The organism is Pseudomonas sp. HOU2 (assembly GCF_040729435.1).
Classification (GTDB): Bacteria; Pseudomonadota; Gammaproteobacteria; order Pseudomonadales; family Pseudomonadaceae; genus Aquipseudomonas.
This window is the reverse complement of sequence record NZ_CP160398.1, coordinates 35,260-53,337: the sequence shown is the minus strand read 5'-3', so window position 1 is coordinate 53,337 and position 18,078 is coordinate 35,260. Positions and strand designations below refer to the sequence as shown.

The 18,078-nt window shown below is 59.3% G+C and carries 20 protein-coding genes; 13 read left to right on the top strand and 7 right to left on the bottom strand.

Annotation, left to right across the window (positions count from 1 at the left end):
* Positions 1 to 17: 17 nt before the first annotated feature.
* Both ABV589_RS00275 and ABV589_RS00270 read left to right on the top strand, forming a co-directional pair.
* Positions 18 to 764, top strand: a complete 747-nt coding sequence (locus ABV589_RS00275; RefSeq protein ID WP_367084411.1) for a hypothetical protein — start codon at positions 18 to 20, stop codon at positions 762 to 764.
* Positions 765 to 809: 45 nt separating this feature from the next.
* Entirely contained in the window at positions 810 to 2,132 is a 1,323-nt protein-coding gene (locus ABV589_RS00270) for a hypothetical protein (protein WP_367084410.1), read from the top strand.
* An 85-nt stretch (positions 2,133 to 2,217) separates the two neighbouring features.
* Here ABV589_RS00270 and ABV589_RS00265 read toward each other — a convergent pair whose 3' ends face one another.
* Entirely contained in the window at positions 2,218 to 3,543 is a 1,326-nt protein-coding gene (locus ABV589_RS00265; RefSeq protein ID WP_367084409.1) for a sigma-54 dependent transcriptional regulator, read from the bottom strand.
* A gap of 346 nt (positions 3,544 to 3,889) precedes the next feature.
* On the opposite strand from ABV589_RS00265, the gene ABV589_RS00260 reads away from it, so the two are divergent.
* The 3 genes from ABV589_RS00260 (at position 3,890) to nhaB (ending at position 7,298) form a co-directional block, all read left to right on the top strand.
* Positions 3,890 to 4,156: a hypothetical protein gene (locus ABV589_RS00260; protein ID WP_003225374.1), complete on the top strand. Its 267-nt coding sequence runs from the start codon at positions 3,890 to 3,892 to the stop codon at positions 4,154 to 4,156.
* A 280-nt stretch (positions 4,157 to 4,436) separates the two neighbouring features.
* Positions 4,437 to 5,726, top strand: coding sequence for a hypothetical protein (locus ABV589_RS00255; RefSeq protein WP_367084408.1), 1,290 nt, complete (start codon positions 4,437 to 4,439; stop codon positions 5,724 to 5,726).
* A 69-nt stretch (positions 5,727 to 5,795) separates the two neighbouring features.
* On the top strand, positions 5,796 to 7,298 hold the full coding sequence (gene nhaB / locus ABV589_RS00250; protein ID WP_367084407.1) for a sodium/proton antiporter NhaB: 1,503 nt from the start codon (positions 5,796 to 5,798) through the stop codon (positions 7,296 to 7,298).
* Positions 7,299 to 7,400: 102 nt separating this feature from the next.
* On the opposite strand, the gene ABV589_RS00245 is transcribed toward nhaB, so the two are convergent.
* Genes ABV589_RS00245 through gnd form a run of 3 tightly spaced genes read right to left on the bottom strand, consistent with a single transcriptional unit; the run spans position 7,401 to position 10,704 of the window.
* On the bottom strand, positions 7,401 to 8,207 hold the full coding sequence (locus tag ABV589_RS00245; RefSeq protein WP_367084406.1) for an HAD family hydrolase: 807 nt from the start codon (positions 8,205 to 8,207) through the stop codon (positions 7,401 to 7,403).
* Positions 8,204 to 9,727: a glucose-6-phosphate dehydrogenase gene (zwf, locus tag ABV589_RS00240; protein ID WP_367084405.1), complete on the bottom strand. Its 1,524-nt coding sequence runs from the start codon at positions 9,725 to 9,727 to the stop codon at positions 8,204 to 8,206. Before zwf ends, ABV589_RS00245 begins: the two co-directional genes overlap by 4 nt.
* On the bottom strand, positions 9,724 to 10,704 hold the full coding sequence (gene gnd / locus ABV589_RS00235) for a phosphogluconate dehydrogenase (NAD(+)-dependent, decarboxylating) (RefSeq protein WP_367084404.1): 981 nt from the start codon (positions 10,702 to 10,704) through the stop codon (positions 9,724 to 9,726). The genes zwf and gnd overlap by 4 nt, the downstream gene beginning before the upstream one ends.
* A 274-nt stretch (positions 10,705 to 10,978) precedes the next feature.
* On the opposite strand from gnd, the gene ABV589_RS00230 reads away from it, so the two are divergent.
* Together ABV589_RS00230 and ABV589_RS00225 are read left to right on the top strand one after the other, a co-directional pair.
* Positions 10,979 to 11,161: a DUF6026 family protein gene (locus ABV589_RS00230; protein WP_007964649.1), complete on the top strand. Its 183-nt coding sequence runs from the start codon at positions 10,979 to 10,981 to the stop codon at positions 11,159 to 11,161.
* Positions 11,162 to 11,360: 199 nt separating this feature from the next.
* Positions 11,361 to 13,109 carry a phosphoethanolamine transferase CptA gene (locus ABV589_RS00225; protein ID WP_367084403.1) on the top strand — a complete coding sequence of 583 codons (1,749 nt, stop codon included), beginning with the start codon at positions 11,361 to 11,363 and terminating at the stop codon, positions 13,107 to 13,109.
* Positions 13,110 to 13,451: 342 nt separating this feature from the next.
* On the opposite strand, the gene galU is transcribed toward ABV589_RS00225, so the two are convergent.
* Entirely contained in the window at positions 13,452 to 14,291 is an 840-nt protein-coding gene (gene galU, locus ABV589_RS00220; protein ID WP_007912230.1) for a UTP--glucose-1-phosphate uridylyltransferase GalU, read from the bottom strand.
* Positions 14,292 to 14,549: 258 nt separating this feature from the next.
* Between galU and ABV589_RS00215 the strand changes: the two genes are divergently transcribed.
* Both ABV589_RS00215 and ABV589_RS00210 read left to right on the top strand, forming a co-directional pair.
* Positions 14,550 to 14,735, top strand: a complete 186-nt coding sequence (locus ABV589_RS00215) for a hypothetical protein (protein WP_007964653.1) — start codon at positions 14,550 to 14,552, stop codon at positions 14,733 to 14,735.
* A gap of 151 nt (positions 14,736 to 14,886) precedes the next feature.
* A complete protein-coding gene (locus ABV589_RS00210) occupies positions 14,887 to 15,174 on the top strand; it encodes a hypothetical protein (RefSeq protein ID WP_367084402.1) in 288 nt (95 codons plus the stop codon).
* A 3-nt stretch (positions 15,175 to 15,177) separates the two neighbouring features.
* On the opposite strand, the gene ABV589_RS00205 is transcribed toward ABV589_RS00210, so the two are convergent.
* Entirely contained in the window at positions 15,178 to 15,408 is a 231-nt protein-coding gene (locus ABV589_RS00205) for a hypothetical protein (protein WP_007964656.1), read from the bottom strand.
* 72 nt (positions 15,409 to 15,480) lie between these two features.
* Positions 15,481 to 15,837, bottom strand: coding sequence for a hypothetical protein (locus tag ABV589_RS00200; RefSeq protein WP_007964659.1), 357 nt, complete (start codon positions 15,835 to 15,837; stop codon positions 15,481 to 15,483).
* A gap of 212 nt (positions 15,838 to 16,049) precedes the next feature.
* Here ABV589_RS00200 and ABV589_RS00195 point away from each other — a divergent pair, with 212 nt between their 5' ends.
* From ABV589_RS00195 to alkB, 4 genes are all read left to right on the top strand, one after another.
* Positions 16,050 to 16,352, top strand: coding sequence for a DUF1883 domain-containing protein (locus ABV589_RS00195; protein WP_024164475.1), 303 nt, complete (start codon positions 16,050 to 16,052; stop codon positions 16,350 to 16,352).
* Positions 16,353 to 16,382: 30 nt separating this feature from the next.
* Positions 16,383 to 16,553: a hypothetical protein gene (locus tag ABV589_RS00190; protein ID WP_007964915.1), complete on the top strand. Its 171-nt coding sequence runs from the start codon at positions 16,383 to 16,385 to the stop codon at positions 16,551 to 16,553.
* A 95-nt stretch (positions 16,554 to 16,648) separates the two neighbouring features.
* Positions 16,649 to 17,359 (top strand): 2OG-Fe(II) oxygenase, encoded by a 711-nt coding sequence (locus tag ABV589_RS00185; protein ID WP_367084401.1) that lies wholly within the window; start codon positions 16,649 to 16,651, stop codon positions 17,357 to 17,359.
* A gap of 5 nt (positions 17,360 to 17,364) precedes the next feature.
* Entirely contained in the window at positions 17,365 to 18,030 is a 666-nt protein-coding gene (alkB, locus tag ABV589_RS00180) for a DNA oxidative demethylase AlkB (protein ID WP_367086234.1), read from the top strand.
* Positions 18,031 to 18,078: the final 48 nt, after the last annotated feature.

Genomic DNA, 18,078 nt, shown 5'->3' with positions numbered 1-18,078 from the left:
TGTCCCGGGAGCAGCAGATGAAAACCTCATACTGGCTGGCCGCCGCCTGCCTGGCAGCGAGCGTGTCAGGCTATGCCAATGCAGGATTCAAACCCATCGAAGTTCAGGATCAGGAGCTGTCCCAGCTTCGTGGTCGTTACGTCATGCCGGGGCGGATCATCAGCTTCGGCATTGTCATGAGCAGTACCTGGCGCAACGCCAGCGGTGATCTGATCGGCGCTGCGACGTCGATGCAAATCCAGGCCGCCACGATCAAACCGGAATTCTATGTCTCGACCATCAAGGAACAGGGCAACGGCAGCACCCCGACTCCGGGCACTGGCAATGTCATTGGTGGCGCGGCGCTCAACAGCAGCCAAGGCGTGACCCAAAGCGTACGCGCCGCTGGCGACGGCAACACCGCCAACAACAATGTGGCGATCAACGTAAAAGAAGCCAACACCCCTCCTCCGCTGGCCCCCGCACAAGGCCAGGCGCTGATGGCCGGGCAGACCATCGGGGCCAGCAATGCCGCCGGCAGCGTCGCCGTTTCGGCCAGCAACAGTGGCGTGCAAATGGCGATTCAGGCCTCGGGCAATCAGGGCACTGCCCTGCAACAAGTGGCCCAGGGTGGCCTGCTGCAGAACACTCGCCTGCTGGGCAGCGCCAACGTGGTCAACAACATGACCCAACTCAATGTTGTGCTTAACAATAACGGTATCAGCCCCGGCGCACTGGACTGCAACCTGACTCAACTCAGGGCACTACGCAATATCGGATATTGAACTACGCTGAGTCTCGATCATTGGGCTTAAAGGGACGGCTTATTCATGTATCGATCAGTATCACTGCGTGCCGCTGTATGTTTGAGCACTCTTCTACCCGCAGCCATGCTGCAAGCGGCACCGGACGCCGACGTAGAAGCCCTGAAACAGGAGCTTCTGGAGCTGAAGCAACGCTACGAAGTACAACAAAAGGCCCTGGCGGTGCTCGAACAACGGGTCCGTCAGGTCGAAGATCAACCGGCAGCCCCGCAACCCAAACGCCTGGCCAAGTCGCCGTCTGACATGAAAGGCAATCCAAAAGTCGCAACCAGCACCGGGGCTCCTGGTGTCGGGGCAGCCGCAGCGTCGGGGGGCGCAGCCGGGGGCAGCGGCGCGTCCTACGGCCAATCGCTGGCCGATGATTCGCAACCGGCGCAGAGTGTGTCCAACCTCTACGACGAGGCCAGCGGCTTCTTCGGCGGCGGTAAATTCAGCTTTGAAACCGGTGTGACCTACTCGCGTTACGACACCCGACAGCTGATCCTCAACGGTTTCCTCGCGCTGGACTCGATCTTTCTGGGCAACATCAACCTCGACCGGATCAAGGCCGACACCTGGACGCTGGACCTGACCGGGCGCTACAACTTCGACAATCGCTGGCAGTTCGACGTGAACGTGCCGGTGGTTTACCGCGAATCGACCTATCAGTCCGGCGGCGGCAACGGTGGTGCATCGAACGTCACGACGGAACAGGATGTTTCGCGCGACCCGACCATCGGCGACGTCAACTTCGGCATCGCCTACAAATTCCTCGACGAGTCGGTCAACACGCCGGACGCGGTGGTCACCCTGCGGGTCAAGGCACCCACCGGCAAGGATCCGTTCGGTATCAAACTGCGCCAGACCGACGCCAACTCCAACCTGTTCGTGCCTGACACGCTGCCAACCGGCAACGGCGTCTGGTCGATCACCCCCGGCGTCTCGCTGGTCAAGACCTTCGACCCGGCTGTGCTGTTCGGCAGCTTGTCCTACACCTACAACCTGGAAGAGTCGTTCGACGACATCAGTTCGACCGTCAACCAGAAAACCCCGGGCAAGGTCAGTATTGGCGACAGCTTCCAGATCGGCGCCGGTATTGCATTTGCACTGAACGAAAAGATGAGTATGTCGTTTTCGATGTCTGATCTGGTGCAACGCAGGAGCAAACTCAAACCCGATGGCGGGGATTGGCAATCTGTGGTGTCCAGTGACGCCAACGCAGGTTACTTCAACGTCGGCATGACCATTGCTGCCACGGACAACCTGACTATCGTGCCCAACCTGTCGATCGGCATGACCCCGGATGCCCCCGACTTTTCCTTCAGCCTGAAATTCCCGTACTACTTCTAAAGAAAAAGATCGCAGCCTGCGGCAGCTCCTACAGGGTTACAAATGTAGGAGCTGCCGCAGGCTGCGATCTTTTGAGCTTTGGTCTCTAGCGAATCTGATGTTTGTGCAGCAGCCGATAAAACGTCGGCCGCGACACTCCCAGCACCTTCGCCGCCACACTGAGGTTGTCGCTGTGGCGGTTCAACACATCGCACAGCGCCTGGCGTTCGGCGCGGGTCTTGTAGTCTTCCAGCGTACCCATCGGCGTAGAAACCGTGTGCTGGCTGAGCAATCCCAGATCGCGGGCTTCGATCTGTCGACCTTCGGCCAGAACCAGACCCCGTCGCACGCGGTTGGCCAGCTCGCGCACATTGCCCGGCCAGTCGTGCTTGCCCATGGCGATCAACGCATCCTCACTGAAGCTGCGCGGACGGCGGCCGGTTTCGTGGCTGTAGAAGTGCGAGAAATGGTTGGCCAGCATCGACAGATCACCATGGCGCTCGCGCAATGGCGCGGTCACCACCTGCAGCACATTGAGGCGGTAATACAGGTCTTCGCGAAAACGCTTTTTCTCGATGGCGGCTTCGAGGTCGACGTGGGTGGCCGCCAGCACGCGAACATCAACCGGAATCGGCTGACTGCCACCGACGCGTTCGATGTGTTTTTCCTGCAGAAAGCGCAGCAGATTGGCCTGCAATTCCAGCGGCAGATCGCCGATTTCATCGAGAAACAGCGTGCCGCCATTGGCGGCCTCGATGCGCCCGACCTTGCGCTGATGCGCACCGGTAAAGGCGCCTTTTTCGTGGCCGAACAGTTCGGACTGAATCAAGTGTTCGGGAATCGCCCCGCAATTGATCGCCACAAACGGCTTGCTGTGGCGCTGGGACTGGCGGTGCAGCGTGCGCGCCACCAGTTCTTTACCGGTGCCACTTTCACCGCGGATCAGCACCGGGGATTCGGTCGGCGCCAGTTTGCTCAATAACTTGCGCAGCTCGCGGATCGGCTTGCTGTCGCCGAGCAGTTCATGTTCCGGCTGATCGACGTGAATCGTGCCTTGCCCGCGCAGACGCGCCATGCCGAATGCGCGCCCCAGGGTCACCTGGACCCGTGAGACATCGAATGGCAAGGTGTGAAAATCGAAAAACCATTCGCAGACGAAGTCACCGACGTTCTGCAACCGCAGGACTTCCTGGTTCAACACGGCGATCCACTCGGTGCCGCTGCGACTGATCAGTTCCTTGACCGCTTCGGGACGTTCAAGGTGAAAAGGTTGCAGTCGCAGCAGCCCGACATCGCATGTCCGATCGGCGGCATTTTCCAGGGTACAGCTGTCGACATCCCAACCTACCGTGCGCAATCCGGGTAACAGGCGATGGCAGTCGTCACAGGGGTCGACTACCAATAAACGTCGTAACGCTGGCGCTTCGATCATGACTGTTCCTTGGCGCCAAATTTAAGGAAATTATTGTAAAAACAGTCATTTGGCAGACCCGACTGTAACATTAGCAAGAAATTGACAGGGCCTTGTATCGATTGCTTATAGGTGTACAAGCTAACGAGTTATAAGAAGCGAATTTATTAGTCAGCTATCGAGTTGCTATCTTTCACCAGGCTTTCAAAAACGTTCGGAATGTTGAGCCTGAGCAATTAAGTTGAAATTTCTTTGTTTCGTGTGTGACCTGCCACGGGGTTGCGTGCATCAGTACAAGTAACCAGCCGAACGGTAAGCCCAACCGACGGCACATCACTTGATTGGGCACGACAGAGAGAAGACCCCAATGACCGCCCCGCTCCGTATCAACGAAGCTCTTTTGATTGCCAACCACGCGTTCAAACCCTTTCAGTGCGTGGCCTGGGCCCCACAAGACGGCAACGGCGAACTGAACCTGACCGTCATCGATCGCACCAACTCGCACATTGGTCGCCAGCAGATCCCGAGCAGCGCCTACTCCGATCCGGCGCAACTGGAACTGCTGTTGCAACAGGCCCGCGCCGAATTGAGCAAAGAAGGTTACCTGCTGCAATCGTGGTCGATGCCACACTGATCAGAGGATCATGCGGATGCCGCTCAGGTCATCCGCCTTCTGTTCTTTTAGTTACCTGCGGTAGTTCGTCTCCAGTACTTTTGTACAACTTTCCTTAAAGCATCAGGCGCCACTGCTTGGCATGCTTTCATTTGGTTCAAAAAGACACTGTTATGGCACAGTGCGACCCTCCACCTGTTAGTTCTGTCAGTTGAACTTGCGTGTATTCAGGGATTGAATGTTCCGCTCATGCAGTTACCCGCCCGATTCGGGCCTGGTCAACTTGCAAGGAGAAGCATGCATGTCCTCCGAGAACGCCTTTGCGCGACCGGCACTACTCAATCGCTGCGGACAACTGGACAGACAATTCGCCAAGACTGGCGTTGCTCAGGTCTATTTCGCTGGCAGTGTTTCCAGCATGACCCAGGGTGTTGCGCTCGATCGAGAGGGGCGCGTGCTGGTCGCGGCCAAGATCGGTACTGCCCGAGGCAGCCGGTTTGGTCTGGCGCGAATACTCGCTGACGGTTCGGCCGACCTCGCGTTCGGCCAGCAAGGCAGCGTCATCGGCGAATTCGAACCTGGCTTCGAAGCCACCGCTGGCAAGGTTCAGGTGTTGCCCGATGGGCGAATCCTGCTGGCCGGTCTGCATTATCAAACCGCCCACCGCACCCTGCCCGCCCTGGCGCTGTTCAGCGCTGACGGAATCCCCGACCCCGGCTTTGGTGAAAATGGGTGCAAAGTGGTGCGCTTGCCCGGCGACCTGTCCATCGGCTCCCGCGATGCCTGGCTGCCGCCCGGCGTGCCTGGCGCCGAAGCCTGCGACATTGCCGTGCAGGACGACGGGCACATTCTGCTGATCGCCAATCATCATTTCGAACTCGCCGACCATGCCGGCATGCTGATTCGCCTGATGCCGGACGGTGCGCTTGATCCGAGCTTCAATGGCCGCGGCTTCGTGATGATTCGTCATTTGCTGCTCAACACCTGGCTCAGCAGCCTTGCACTGCAGCAGGACGGGCGGATCCTCGTCGCCGGCTCCATCGACTTCCCCCAAGAGGGGCTGGTGGCGCGCTATCTGCCGGACGGGCGTCTGGATGAGCGCTTCGCGGTGGATGGTTTCCTCGCCTTCAAGGCCCACGGCCAAAGCGCCATGGTCAGTCAGGTCATCGAGTCGCAGGAGCATCTGCACTGCTTTGGCAGCAGCCGCGATCCGATCCGCTGTCTGGCACTGAGCCTGCACAACAACGGCCGACCGGAGTTGCGCAATAACGCCGGTCATCCGCACCTGCTGGAAATCGGCCCCAGTGGTTGCCAGTGGAGCGCCGCCCAGTGCATGGCCGATGGCCGCATCATCGCGGTGGGCGCGACCATTGGCGGAATCGAGGCGGATTTCATCGTCGCGCGCTATTTGCCTGATGGCCAACTTGACCACGAGTTTGGCAACGGCCACGGCTGGCTGCGCACGCGGCTGGGACGCAGCCTCGACACCGCCAATTCCCTCGCGGTGCAGGCGGACGGACACATATTGGTCGGCGGCTATTCACTGGACGGCAACTACCGCGCCATGGTCGCGCGCTATCTGAATCAATAATTCCCCCCAGACTTGAACTTGCCAGGCACTTGCGGCAACTTGCGCGCTTCTTAATACAAGGAGCAACCGATGTCCGGTTCACTGGCCCAGGCGTTCGCGCATAACTTCCTCGGGCATTCGCCCCGCTGGTACAAGGCGTGCATCGTCGGGTTCCTGATCCTCAACGCCGTGGTGCTGTTCACTGTCGGCCCGGTCGCCGCCGGCTGGTTGTTGGTGATCGAGTTCATTTTCACCCTGGCCATGGCCCTCAAGTGCTATCCGTTGATGCCCGGTGGCTTGTTGCTGATTGAAGCCCTGCTGCTGAAGATGACCACCCCGCAGGCACTGTACGATGAGTTGCTGCACAACTTCCCGGTGATCCTGCTGCTGATGTTCATGGTCGCTGGCATCTACTTCATGAAGGACCTGCTGCTGTTTTTGTTCTCACGGTTGCTGCTGGGCGTGCGCTCCAAGGCGCTGCTGGCGCTGATGTTCTGCTTCCTCTCGGCCTTTCTGTCGGCGTTTCTCGATGCCTTGACCGTCACCGCAGTAATCATCAGCGCGGCGGTCGGCTTCTACTCGGTCTACCACCGTGTGGCCTCGGGCAACGATCCGCGTCAGGACAGCGAATTCAGCGACGACCGCCATCTGCCGGCCCTGCACCATGAAGATCTGGAGCAATTCCGCGCATTCCTGCGCAGCCTGCTGATGCACGGCGCGGTCGGTACTGCCCTCGGCGGGGTCTGCACCCTGGTGGGCGAGCCGCAGAATTTGCTGATCGGTCATGAAATGGGCTGGCACTTCGCAGAATTCTTCCAGAAAGTCGCGCCGGTTTCGCTGCCGGTACTGGTGGCCGGCCTGGTGACCTGTCTGCTGCTGGAAAAACTGCGCTGGTTTGGCTACGGCACCCTGCTGCCGGACAACGTCCGCGCCGTACTGGCCAATTACGCCGCCGAAGACAACGCCGAACGCACTCCGCGTCAGCGTGCCGCCCTGCTGGTGCAAGGCACTGCCGCGTTGATTCTGATTGGCTGCCTGGCGTTTCACGTTGCTGAAGTCGGCTTGATCGGCCTGATGGTGATCGTGTTGATCACCGCGTTTACCGGCATCACCGACGAGCATCGCCTCGGCAGCGCGTTCAAGGACGCCATGCCGTTCACTGCATTGCTGGTGGTGTTTTTTGCCGTGGTCGCGGTGATTCACGATCAACAACTGTTCGCCCCACTGATCCAGTGGGTGCTGGCGCTGCCGGCGGAGCAACAGCCGGGCATGCTGTTCATCGCCAACGGGCTGCTCTCGGCGATCAGCGACAACGTGTTCGTCGCCACGATCTACATCACCGAAGTGAAACAGGCCTTCCTGTCCGGGCACATGAGTCGCGAGCACTTCGAGACCCTGGCGATCGCGATCAACACCGGTACCAATCTGCCAAGCGTGGCGACCCCGAATGGTCAGGCGGCGTTCCTGTTCCTGCTGACCTCGGCGATTGCGCCGCTGGTGCGCCTGTCGTACGGGCGGATGGTGTGGATGGCGTTGCCGTACACCGTAGTGATGGGGTTACTGGGCTGGTACGCCGTCAGCTACTGGCTCTGACAACAACCACGTGTAGGAGCTGCCGAAGGCTGCGATCTGTTGATCTTGCTGCATAAAAAAACAAGATCAAAAGATCGCAGCCTGCGGCAGCTCCTACAGGTGTTACTGGAGGATGTATTTTTCGATCGCCTGCGCCACGCCGTCTTCGGTGTTGGGGGCCGTGACTACATCAGCCTGACGCTTCACCGCCTCTTCCGCCTGCCCCATGGCAATCGACAATCCCGCGCAATGGAACATCGCCGGGTCGTTGCCGCCATCGCCAATCGCCGCCGTCTGCTCCAGCGGGATGCCCAGATGTGCAGCAATCGTCGTCAGTGCGGTGCCCTTGTTGGCTTCCAGCGCTGTCACGTCCAGATACACCGGTTGCGAGCGCGAAACCTGCGCCATGCCGTTGACCCTGGGCAGCAGACGCGCCTCAAGCTCGATCAGCAGATCCGTGTTGTTGCTGGTGGCGACGATCTTGTCGATGCGCTCCAGGTACGGCTCGAAACTCTCGACCACCACCGGCGGATAACCGAGGCCATGCTGCTCGCGCGGCACCATCGGCCCGTGCGGATCCTTGAGCAACCAGTCACCACCGCTGAACACCCAGATCTCCACATCCGGCTGGTCAGCGAACAACGCCAGGGCAATCAGCGCCGTCGGCACCGGCAGGTAGTGCGCCACCAACAGGCTGCCATCCGGATTGACGATGGTGCCGCCATTGAAGGCGGCGGTCGGCAGATCGACACCCAAGGCTTCGATCTGCTGCAACATGGCTTTGGGTGGACGCCCGGTGGCCAGGCTGAACAACACGCCGGCCTCGCGCAGCGAACGCACCGCGTCGATGGTGCGCTGGCTCAGGCTGTGATCGGGCAGCAACAGCGTGCCGTCCATGTCACTCAGTAAAAAGCGGATCGAGTCACTCATCCCAGACCGTGCCAGACGCGACCATCGCGAGTCAGCAGATCATTGGCGGCTTGCGGGCCGTCTTCCCCGGCAGCGTAGGTCTGCACGCTCGCATCCTGTTGCCAGGCATCGAGGAACGGTTGCACTGCGCGCCAGCCGTTCTCGATGTTGTCGGCGCGCTGGAACAGCGTCTGGTCGCCGGTCAGGCAGTCGTAGATCAGCGTTTCGTAGCCGGTGGACGGCTGCATTTCGAAGAAGTCCTTGTAGGCAAAACCCAGCTCGATGTTGGCCATGTTCAGCGCCGGCCCCGGCCGCTTGGCCAGCAGGTCGAACCACATGCCTTCGTTGGGCTGGATCTGAATGCGCAGATAGGTCGGCTGCAACTCGTCGACTTCGGTGTCGCGGAACTGCGCGTACGGCGCCGGTTTGAAGCAGATGACGATTTCGGTGTCGCGCACGCTCATGCGCTTGCCGGTGCGCAGATAAAACGGCACGCCGACCCAGCGCCAGTTGTCGATCATGACTTTCAGTGCGACGTAGGTTTCGGTGTTGCTGTCAGGCGCCACGTTGGCTTCCTGACGATAGCCATTCAACGCTTTGCCACCGACCTCGCCGGCGCGGTACTGACCGCGTACAGAGTTGGCTCGCGCCTCTTCAACGCTCCACGGGCGGATCGCGCCGACCACTTTGGCCTTCTCGCCGCGCACGGCGTCAGCGCCGAATGCGGCCGGCGGTTCCATGGCGACCATCGCCAGCAACTGGAACAGGTGATTGGGCACCATGTCACGCAGCGCACCGGTGTGCTCGTAAAAACTGCCGCGGGTTTCAACACCGACGGTTTCTGCGGCGGTGATTTGTACGTGGTCGATGTAATGGTTGTTCCAGAACGCTTCGAACAGACTGTTGGAGAACCGGCTGACCAGAATGTTCTGCACGGTTTCCTTGCCCAGATAATGGTCGATCCGATAGATCTGTTTCTCGGACATGACCTTGAGCAGACAGGCGTTCAACGCTTCGGCGGTTTGCAGATCGGAGCCGAACGGCTTCTCGATCACCACCCTTCTGAATGCTTCGGGAGTTTCCTCGAGCAACTTGGCCGCGCCGAGACGGCGTACCACTTCACTGAAGAAACGTGGCGCGGTGGCCAGGTAGAACACCGCATTGCCAGTGCCGCTATCGGCAATTTTTGCCGACAGCGCGGAATAAGTGCTGTCGTCCAGGAAGTCGCCCTGGACGTAGCTGATACCTCTGGCGAGCTTGGCCCACAAGGCCGGATCAAGCATCTGATCGCCCTTGCCGACTTTTGCCGCCACTTCGGTACGGATGAAGTCTTCGAGCTTTTGCGCGAAGGCTTCATCGGTAATGGCGTTGTGATCAACGCCAACGATCCGCAAATTTTCGTCAAGCAAGCCGTCGCGACTGAGGTTGTACAGCGCCGGCATCAGCAAGCGCTTGACCAGGTCGCCGTGGGCACCGAACAGAAACAGCGTGGTCGGTGGTGCGGGTTCTGCCTTGGATTTTCTGCGGATCGTATGGGTCATTTCTTCGGAGTCTCCACGTGGCCGCCAAAGCCGAAGCGCTGGGCCGAAAGAATCTTGTCGCCAAAAGTGCCCTGACCGCGCGAGCGATAGCGCGAGAACAGCGAGTTGGACAGCACCGGAACCGGCACAGCCTGCTCCATCGCCGCCTCGATGGTCCATTGACCTTCACCGCTGTCAGCCACCGAACCGGAGAAACCGTCCAGTTTCGGATCGCTGGCCAGTGCATCGGCAGTCAGATCGAGCAACCACGAGGAAACGACGCTGCCACGACGCCAGACTTCGGCGATGTCGGCCACGTTCAGATCGAAACGCTGATCTTCCGGCAGACGCTCGCTGGACTTGGTCTTGAGGATGTCGAAGCCCTCGGCGAACGCGGCCATCATGCCGTACTCGATACCGTTGTGAATCATCTTCACGAAGTGCCCGGCACCGGCAGGACCGGCGTGAATGTAGCCGTGCTCGGCGCGGTGATCCTCGGACTTGCGATCCTTGGTGCGCGGAATCTCGCCCATGCCCGGCGCCAGAGCGGCAAACAGCGGGTCAAGGCGCTGCACGGTCTCGGCATCACCGCCGATCATCATGCAATAGCCGCGTTCCAGGCCCCAGACGCCGCCGGAGGTACCGACGTCGATGTAGTGCAGGCCCTTCTCCGACAGAGTCTTGGCGCGGCGGATGTCATCCTTGTAGTTGGTGTTGCCGCCGTCGATGATGGTGTCACCGGCTTCCAGCAAGTCGCTCAGAGTGTTGATGGTGTCTTCGGTCGGTGCGCCGGCCGGCAACATGACCCATACCGCACGCGGCTTGGCCAGGCCTGCCACCAGGGCCGGCAAGTCGGCAACGCCGGTGGAGCCCTCGGCGACCAGGTTATCGATGAAAGCGGTATTGCGGTCGTAAACAACGGTGGTGTGACCGTTGAGCATCAGACGTCGCGCAATATTGCCGCCCATGCGGCCCAGTCCAATAATCCCGAGTTGCATGTGCTGATGCTCCTTACTACAAATAAATGTGTGTCATTGGTTATAGCCCAACGCGACTGATGGAGGTTAGTCCAGAGCGTTGCGATGAAGTTTCCGGGCATTGTGCCCGATCCAGACTGATAACGCCCCGAATCCTGCCGAAGACACACCGACCATGAAAAATAAAAAAGTTCCATTCATGGGCAAAAGAAATCAAAATTGGCGCCGATAGCAAGTCAGTAGCCCCGACGCGGGGACGATTTGCAGTTGAGACACGCCATTTGCGAGGTGAGCAATGGGCACAGTACACACAGCAATGCCGCCACAAACCCTGTACGTCACAATCCGTCGCGATGAATTGCGCCAGTTGAAAGACGAGCGCGACCAGTTGAAGCAGGAGCTGGCGCAGCTGCGCTCGCTGACCCAGGGCGCTCAGCCCAAACCTCTGCCGGTGGTCCAGCGCCATCCGCACGCCTGACCTGCCCCGCCAGCTTCGGGAACGGCGCCTGTCGTTCCCGACATGATGCTCCCCTGCCCCTGATCAGCAACTAACGAAGTTTTCACATTGCCTTGGTGATACTCCGGCCCATTCTGGCCGTGCGTTTGCGCGCGGCTTCCGTTCGTCGGTTTGATGTAGCGTTCCGGCGGTGGTTAGTGACGATGAGCTGGAGTGCTGAATGGCATTGTTCAAACGCAGCAAAACGACTGCGACAGGTTTCGACTGGGCCGGGGTTCTCTGGCTGTTCGCTTTCTTCTGGTATTTCTCGGGCATCACCCAACTGTTGATCCAGCTGACCGGAACCTCCGGTTTCAGCGGTTTCCGTCAGGCTTTCGTGATGAGTGCGCTGTGGCTCGCCCCGATGCTGGCGTTCCCCAAACGCACCAGACTGCTGGCCGCGCTGATCGGCGTAGTCCTGTGGGCCTGCTCCATGGCCAGCCTGGGCTACTTCTTCATCTATCAGCAGGAGTTCTCGCAAAGCGTCATCTTCATCATGTTCGAGTCGAACATCTCTGAAGCCGGCGAATACATGACGCAGTACTTCGCCTGGTGGATGATCCCGGCGTTCCTCGCCCATACAGCCTTCGCCTATTTCCTGTGGACCCGTCTGCGCCCGGTGTACATGCCCCGAGGCCGTGCGTTCGTGGCCGCAATCGCGATCGTCTTCGCCGTGGTCGGTTACCCGCTGATCAAACAGACCCAGCGTACCGGCAGTTTCGCCGGCGGTTTCGAGAAGTTCGAAGACCGCATCGAGCCAGCCGTGCCCTGGCAGATGGCAGTGGCTTACCACCGCTACCTCGACACCCTGGCCGGGATGCAGGACATGCTGCACAGCACCAGCAAGGTTCCGCCGCTGCATAACCTGAAAGTTGCCGACGCCGATAAACCGTCGACCCTGGTGCTGGTGATCGGCGAGTCGACCAACCGTCAGCGCATGAGCCTGTACGGCTATGGACGCAAGACCACTCCTGAGCTGGACAAGCTCAAGGATCAGCTCGCGGTGTTCGACAACGTCATCACCCCACGCCCCTACACCATTGAAGCGCTGCAGCAGGTCCTGACCTTCGCCGATGAAGAAAACCCTGATCTGTACCTGTCCACGCCGTCGCTGGTCAGCATGATGAAACAGGCCGGTTACAAGACGTTCTGGATCACCAACCAGCAGACCATGACCAAGCGCAACACCATGCTCACGACCTTCTCCGAGCAGGCCGACGAGCAGGTGTACCTGAACAACAACCGCAACCAGAACGCCGCGCAGTACGACGGTGACGTGATCGAGCCGTTCAACAAGGCGCTGACCGACCCGGCGCAGCGCAAGCTGATCGTCGTGCACTTGCTCGGTACTCACATGAGCTACCAGTACCGCTATCCGCCGACCTTCGACAAGTTCCAGGACCGTACCGGCGTGCCGGCCGGCGTGCGTGACGATCAGGTGCCGACCTACAACAGCTACGATAACGCCGTGCTGTACAACGATTTCGTGGTGTCGAGCCTGATCAAGGACTACGCCAAGTCCGATCCGAATGGCTTCTTGCTGTATCTTTCCGACCACGGTGAAGACGTGTTTGACTCCGCCGGCCACAACACCCTCGGCCGTAACGAAAACAAACCGACCGCGCCGATGTACACCATTCCGTTCATGGCCTGGGCTTCGCCGAAATGGCGCGAGAGCCACGACTGGAACTTTGCCGCCGACCTGGGCCGGCCGTACAGCAGCTCGCACCTGATCCACACCTGGGCGGACCTGGCCGGTTTGAGTTTCGATGAACTGGACCGCAGCAAGAGCCTGGTCAGCGACAGCTTCAAACCGCGTCCGCTGATGATCGGCAACCCGTACGAACGCGAGCAGCGCGCCTTGATCGACTTCAGCCTGATGAAGCCGAAAAAGGTCGACCCCACCGCTGCGAATGTCGTGCAACAGTAACCGCTCGGAAGGCGCCGGTTTCGAGAGATCGCAACCGGTGTAACGCATAAAGAAAAAGCTCCGTATCTTGCGATACGGAGCTTTTTTCGTTCTGGGCGAACAGGTAACCCGCTTTAACGGGGCTCTGCTGCGCCGCCTGAGGGAAATCGGAGCGGCCAGCATGCTCGCACGTACCTTCCTCCCTGAAAAAGCAGCCAGTGCGCTCAGAGGGCGACAGTCAATCGCGCCGCCGGGCTCAAGGCTTTTCCCGGCACAAAAACAAACGCCCCGAACAGGTCGGGGCGTTTGTGGGTACATTCGCTTGGGTGCTTTCACACCCTTCACGCTGCAGATCCGGCGCTATCAGTAAGCCTTGCCGGTCTTGTAGAAGTTCTCGAAGCAGAAGTTGGTCGCTTCGATGTAGCCTTCAGCGCCACCGCAGTCAAAACGCTTGCCCTTGAACTTGTAGGCCATGACGCAGCCGTTCTGGGCCTGCTTCATCAGGGCGTCGGTGATCTGGATTTCACCACCCTTGCCTGGCTCGGTCTGCTCGATCAGGTCGAAGATGTCCGGGGTCAGGATGTAACGACCGATTATCGCCAGGTTCGACGGCGCGTCTTCCGGCTTTGGCTTCTCGACCATGCTGTGTACGCGGTAGATGTCGTCGCGGATCATCTCGCCGGCGATCACACCGTACTTGCTGGTTTCCTGCGGATCAACTTCCTGAATGGCGATGATCGAGCAGCGGAACTGCTTGTACAGCTTGACCATCTGGGTCAGAACGCCGTCGCCTTCGAGGTTGACGCACAGGTCGTCCGCCAGTACCACGGCAAACGGTTCGTCACCGATCAGCGGGCGACCGGTGAGAATCGCGTGGCCCAGACCTTTCATTTCGGTCTGACGGGTGTAGGAGAACGAGCACTCATCCAGCAGTTTGCGGATGCCGACCAGGTATTTCTCCTTGTCGGTGCCTTTGATCTGGTTTTCCAGCTCATAGCTGATGTCGAAGTGGTCTTCCAGAGCGCGCTTGCCACGACCGGTCACGATCGAGATTTCAGTCAGGCCAGCGTCCAGTGCTTCTTCAACGCCGTACTGGATCAGTGGCTTGTTTACCACCGGCAGCATTTCTTTGGGCATGGCTTTAGTCGCTGGCAGGAAGCGAGTACCGTAACCGGCTGCTGGGAACAAGCATTTCTTGATCATATAAGTCCTTGAAAGGGCTGTGTGTACGAGTTTCGGCGCAGTCTAATCAGGCGGCGCGCACCTTACAATGCCCCGCACTGGCTAACCGATGCCAACATAGAGAAATATTCTCGCCGATAGTTCCGTTGGCGACTTTGCCCAGCCGAAACAGAGTAGCTCAAACACGCAAATGCGCTGCATCACCATACGCTCATCATCCCCCAATGTGAGGATTTGTCGGTATCATGGCGCCTTTGATCCAGCGAACGAGACAGATAGATGGCCGCGGTAAAAATCATCAACGGGTATGTGATCGACAAGAAAGACGGCAAGTGGAACCTGACCACTACCAATGGCGAACACATCGCCGGTCCTTTCGACAGCGAGCAGTTGGCGACTGATGTAGCGTCGGTGTTCACTGACACCCCTGCATCGTCCAAGCGACGTGGCAAAGATCAGGACTGATCGGTTGCGACACACGCCGAGCCCTGCCTTTGTGCAGGGCTTTTTTGTGGCCGCTCGCAGCGCGATGAAAACAAGTGGCCAATCGCTATAACCTTTTCATGCTGGCGCTGTCAGAGCGTTTAGCCCCTCCCTCGCTGAAGACGACACACTTATGAACATGAACAGAATGCTGCCGCTGCTCGCGGTATTGGCCCTCGGTGGCTGTGCCACCTCGGAAACCACCTACCTGAACAACGGCGAACAGGGCTTGAGCATCGACTGCTCCGGGGAAGCCAACTCCTGGGCCACCTGCTACGAAAAGGCTGACGCATCCTGCGCCGGCACCGGTTACCGCATCGTCGGTACCGACGGCACGCCGGCGCCCAAGGAAAGCGACAAGACCCTGGGGGTCGATGTCGGCAACTACAAGAACCGCAGCGTGGTGGTAGTCTGCAAATAGACCCTACATGTGGATCTCGGCGAATTTGATCCCGAGCCCGCGCACGACCTCGATCAGGTCGTCGAGCCGGGCAAAGGATTCGACTTCGTCGTTATCGTCCACCAGAAAATAGCTGCGACCGGCGCTCTTCTTGAAAAACACGATCCACTCGCCCGAGTTCGCCGGATTTTGAATCACATGCGTGGCAGAGATAAGGCCCTCTGCATGCCGTTCCCGTACTTGCTCTCGCTTCATGCGCGACTCCAGAAATGAAAATGCCGTCACAGCATCACTGTGACGGCATCGGTGCTGATGAGCGCTATTCTATCAGCCGGAAATACAGGCATTGGCGGCGTTTTGCACGTCACGGGGACGAATCGGCACATTGGACATCCGCTCATGCAGCTTGATGCTGCTGCCGCCGGAGCGGTCTTCGATATCAAACACCGCGGCCGCGCCGGTGGAAAATTTCCCGGGAACAATCACTCGCACGCCATCCTTGTGCGGCTGCATCTGCAGCGCGCCGCGGCTGTTGGCAAGCTTGTCGGCCAGGCACTGAGCATACTCATGGGGTTTCTTGCCGGAAATCACGCTCATGGTGGGCAAGGTTTCGTTGATTTCGGAAACACTCGCGCAACCACCCACGACCAACATCAACGGCAGACACACCACACCCCACTTCATACAAATACCTCCCATAAAGACCCTCGGACAGCAGTAATGCCATTTTTCTCCGAGGCTTACTCCATTAAACCCGCATGGAATCGCGAATAACTGTTTTTAATTGTCAAAGCAGCGCTCGACGGCGGGATAATAACCCGTTCGGGCTGATAAACTGCGCCAATCGCACATGCTATCGTTTTGATTTAGTAGAAAAAGCCCTTCTGGAGGCGCCCATGAAATTCATTCACCAGCGCGAGCACCTCAACGAAGACGACATCGTCGTCATCCAATGCTCGCAAACCTGCAACATCCGCTTGATGAACGACGCCAACTTCCGCGCGTTCAAGAATGGCGGCCGCCACACCTACCACGGCGGCGCTTTCGACACGTTTCCTGCGCGCATCACCGCACCGAGCACCGGTTTCTGGAACATCACCATCGATACCGTCAACCGTCGCGCCATCAGCGTAACGCGCAAACCGACCCTGACCCACTCGATCAAGATCATCCGCCGCTCCAGCTCCAAACTGAGCTGAGTCGCCCCTGACGCAAAGGTAAGCACGACCGTGGCCCAAACGACCAAATACGTCATCAAATACAAGCTCAACGGCGAGCGCCGTTTCGAGTTCGCACAACTGGAAAACGGCACCGAGGAAGAAGCCAAGGCCGCACTGGATGCCATCCACGGCCAGACTGATGATGTAATCAGCGACATCGCCGTCAGCAAAGCCCTGTAACGCAACATCCGGGGATTCGACCGCAAGCGGCGGAGTGTCCTGCCGCCGGGATTTGCCCAGACTGACAGTCTCGACCAAAGGGTTCAGGAGTCAGAATGTCAATGTCCCCGTCTCGGCTGGATGCGCTCGATTGGGCAAGCCTCGAACAGCATCTGGATCAATATGGCTATGCCATCGTCCGCTCGTTGCTGTCGGCGCAAACCTGTGAACGCTTGAGCGCCCTGTATTCGCAGACCGAACCGTTTCGTTCGCAGGTCATCATGGCCCGCCACGGTTTCGGTCGCGGGGAATACAAGTACTTCAGCTATCCCCTGCCGACAGCCATCGAACGTCTGCGCACTGCGTTTTACCCACGCCTGGTGCCACTGGCCAATCGTTGGTACGAACGCATGAATCTGCCCGCACGCTTTCCCGCCACCCATACCGAGTTTGTGCAGCGCTGTCAGGCTGCCGGCCAACTGCGGCCGACACCCCTATTGTTGCGATACGGTCCGGAGGACTACAACTGCCTGCATCAGGATCTGTACGGAGAACTGGTTTTCCCACTGCAAGTGGCGATTCTTCTGTCGGAGCCCGGAGAGGATTTTACCGGTGGCGAGTTCGTCCTGACCGAGCAGCGCCCACGCACGCAGTCGCGCCCGCACGTTGTGGATCTGCACAAGGGTGACGCGGTTATATTCGCGGTCAACCAGCGCCCGGTCAGCGGCACACGCGGTGATTATCGAGTGACCATGCGTCACGGCGTCAGTCGCCTGCACAGCGGAAATCGGCATACTCTGGGCATCATCTTTCACGACGCATCATGAACGCCATGCACCCGACCACCTTCGACCTGTTCGCCGACCACGAACCCGAGCAACAACCCCGCGCCGAGCAGATCGGCGAACAATCGTGGGTGTTGCGCGGCTTCGCTTTGCCGGTGATCGATCAACTATTGCCAGCGTTGGAAGCCATTCTCGCCGCAGCACCGTTGCGCCACATGATGACGCCGGGCGGCTTCAGCATGTCGGTGGGCACCAGCAGTTGCGGAACGCTGGGCTGGATCACCGACCGTAGCGGTTATCGCTACAGCTCCGTGGATCCGCTGACCGGCAAGCCCTGGCCGGCGATGCCAGAAGTACTGTCAGAACTGGCGCGCCAAGCAGCACAGCGCGCAGGATTTGCCGACTTTCATCCAGACTCCTGCCTGATCAACCAATATGTCCCCGCGGCCAAAATGTCTTTGCACCAGGACAAGGACGAACATGCCTACGCGGCGCCGATCGTGTCGCTGTCATTGGGATTGCCGGCGATGTTCCTGTTCGGTGGTTTTGCCCGCGGCGACAAGAGCCAGCGTATTCCTTTGCTGCACGGCGACATGGTGGTCTGGGGCGGGGTCGATCGCTTGCGTTTTCACGGCGTATTGCCGATCAAGCCCGGCCAGCATCCGCGTCTGGGCGAGCGGCGGATCAACCTGACCTTGCGTGTTGCCGGGTGATCTGAAAAATTTGACCGCAAGGCCCGGAGTGTTACCGACATTGCTGCT

Coding starts and splice junctions, on each gene's coding strand:
- ABV589_RS00215 (WP_007964653.1), top strand. CDS start 14,550: ATGGCCGCGGTAAAAATCATCAACGGGTATGTGATCGACAAGAAAGAC.
- zwf (WP_367084405.1), bottom strand. CDS start 9,727: ATGACCCATACGATCCGCAGAAAATCCAAGGCAGAACCCGCACCACCG.
- galU (WP_007912230.1), bottom strand. CDS start 14,291: ATGATCAAGAAATGCTTGTTCCCAGCAGCCGGTTACGGTACTCGCTTC.
- nhaB (WP_367084407.1), top strand. CDS start 5,796: ATGTCCGGTTCACTGGCCCAGGCGTTCGCGCATAACTTCCTCGGGCAT.
- ABV589_RS00205 (WP_007964656.1), bottom strand. CDS start 15,408: ATGAAGCGAGAGCAAGTACGGGAACGGCATGCAGAGGGCCTTATCTCT.
- ABV589_RS00245 (WP_367084406.1), bottom strand. CDS start 8,207: ATGAGTGACTCGATCCGCTTTTTACTGAGTGACATGGACGGCACGCTG.
- ABV589_RS00185 (WP_367084401.1), top strand. CDS start 16,649: ATGTCAATGTCCCCGTCTCGGCTGGATGCGCTCGATTGGGCAAGCCTC.
- ABV589_RS00255 (WP_367084408.1), top strand. CDS start 4,437: ATGTCCTCCGAGAACGCCTTTGCGCGACCGGCACTACTCAATCGCTGC.
- ABV589_RS00230 (WP_007964649.1), top strand. CDS start 10,979: ATGGGCACAGTACACACAGCAATGCCGCCACAAACCCTGTACGTCACA.
- alkB (WP_367086234.1), top strand. CDS start 17,365: ATGCACCCGACCACCTTCGACCTGTTCGCCGACCACGAACCCGAGCAA.
- gnd (WP_367084404.1), bottom strand. CDS start 10,704: ATGCAACTCGGGATTATTGGACTGGGCCGCATGGGCGGCAATATTGCG.
- ABV589_RS00270 (WP_367084410.1), top strand. CDS start 810: ATGTATCGATCAGTATCACTGCGTGCCGCTGTATGTTTGAGCACTCTT.
- ABV589_RS00225 (WP_367084403.1), top strand. CDS start 11,361: ATGGCATTGTTCAAACGCAGCAAAACGACTGCGACAGGTTTCGACTGG.
- ABV589_RS00265 (WP_367084409.1), bottom strand. CDS start 3,543: ATGATCGAAGCGCCAGCGTTACGACGTTTATTGGTAGTCGACCCCTGT.
- ABV589_RS00200 (WP_007964659.1), bottom strand. CDS start 15,837: ATGAAGTGGGGTGTGGTGTGTCTGCCGTTGATGTTGGTCGTGGGTGGT.
- ABV589_RS00260 (WP_003225374.1), top strand. CDS start 3,890: ATGACCGCCCCGCTCCGTATCAACGAAGCTCTTTTGATTGCCAACCAC.
- ABV589_RS00275 (WP_367084411.1), top strand. CDS start 18: ATGAAAACCTCATACTGGCTGGCCGCCGCCTGCCTGGCAGCGAGCGTG.
- ABV589_RS00210 (WP_367084402.1), top strand. CDS start 14,887: ATGAACATGAACAGAATGCTGCCGCTGCTCGCGGTATTGGCCCTCGGT.
- ABV589_RS00195 (WP_024164475.1), top strand. CDS start 16,050: ATGAAATTCATTCACCAGCGCGAGCACCTCAACGAAGACGACATCGTC.